Origin of the sequence: Xenorhabdus sp. PB61.4, from assembly GCF_963894935.1 — a bacterium.
Taxonomy (GTDB): domain Bacteria; phylum Pseudomonadota; class Gammaproteobacteria; order Enterobacterales; family Enterobacteriaceae; genus Xenorhabdus; species Xenorhabdus stockiae.
The window spans coordinates 1-1127 of record NZ_CAWQJR010000141.1; the positions used below are offsets into that span (position 1 = coordinate 1).

Genomic DNA, 1127 nt, shown 5'->3' on the forward strand with positions numbered 1-1127 from the left:
TGATTAATTTGTATGGGATATTTAATTTATTTTTTAAATGTTTTTCAAAAAATAAAAATTAGGTGCATGTGATTTTTCAAATCTTTTTGTTACCATTTGATCTCGTTCTTTATATTTGAATATTTCTTTTCCCTTACCAATTCTTAATTCCTCTAAGTCAAGATAGATTATAGGAACTGGATATTTTACTCTTTTTTCATTGCCGAGATTATCCATAGTTGCTTTTACATATGCACATTGCATAGCTTGGGCATATCTTAACGCGTGAACCCCAGGATAATGACTTTCCGTATTAAAGTCAGTATAAATTATTGCCTCTACAGGTATATGCTGAGGCTTATAATCTAATTCATTCCAAGGCTTAATAATTATTTCATTTTGTATGTAATCATATGATTCTAGGTTAATATTTAATGATTTCCTGGCCTCCAAATTTAATGCAAATTCCTTTGCACCGGATGATCTATGAGCATCAAATGAGCATTGATGAGCATATCTTTCAGGTATTTTATTTCTAGGGATTTTATTAAAATCCTCTTTCCATTGTTCAAGGGTCGTTATCCCTCTTTTGTCGCATTCTCCAGGAATATCCGGAAATAAGTTGCTTCTTGTACACCCTGGAAGATATGAATTGGAATTGCGACTGATAGTGTAACCATCTAATGGATAGACACATTTTGCATAAACCTGTTTTCCATAAGGGTTTTTATAGCTACCGCTTCCATTTATAACATATGCTGTTGGCCTATCTTTAAAAAGCTTAAAAGTATTCAGATCTGCACGGAAATAAGAGAATGCCTGTCCCTTTTCCCAAAAATTAGTTTCATTTGGGTTGATCGCTCGTAATATAATTCCGCTGCATTCATAAGCTGGAGTGCTAAAGTTATTTCCACATTCACTCACGATATTGTTAAATCGCTTGTTGAGTCTTTTTGCTATAAGAGCACCGACTTTAGGATTTTTATATATTACTCCTTTAGGAGGATTTTTTACCTGATTACAAATGCTTATATTTGGTGGACTTAAGGAAAGCAGGGGGATAGGTATAAATAAAATTAATATGGAAAAATATTTTTTGAATTTTATTTTCATTATATATATCCTTTTTGTGATATACACCTATAAAT

Annotated in this window: 1 protein-coding gene; it reads right to left on the bottom strand. The window is 31.8% G+C overall.

What is annotated here, in order from left to right; translation table 11 throughout:
• Positions 1 to 33: 33 nt before the first annotated feature.
• Positions 34 to 1092, bottom strand: coding sequence for a hypothetical protein (locus AACX68_RS07610; protein WP_228860874.1), 1059 nt, complete (start codon positions 1090 to 1092; stop codon positions 34 to 36).
• Positions 1093 to 1127: the final 35 nt, after the last annotated feature.

Excerpts from the sequence above, each read along its gene's own strand:
- AACX68_RS07610 (WP_228860874.1), bottom strand. The coding sequence starts at position 1,092 with ATGAAAATAAAATTCAAAAAATATTTTTCCATATTAATTTTATTTATA.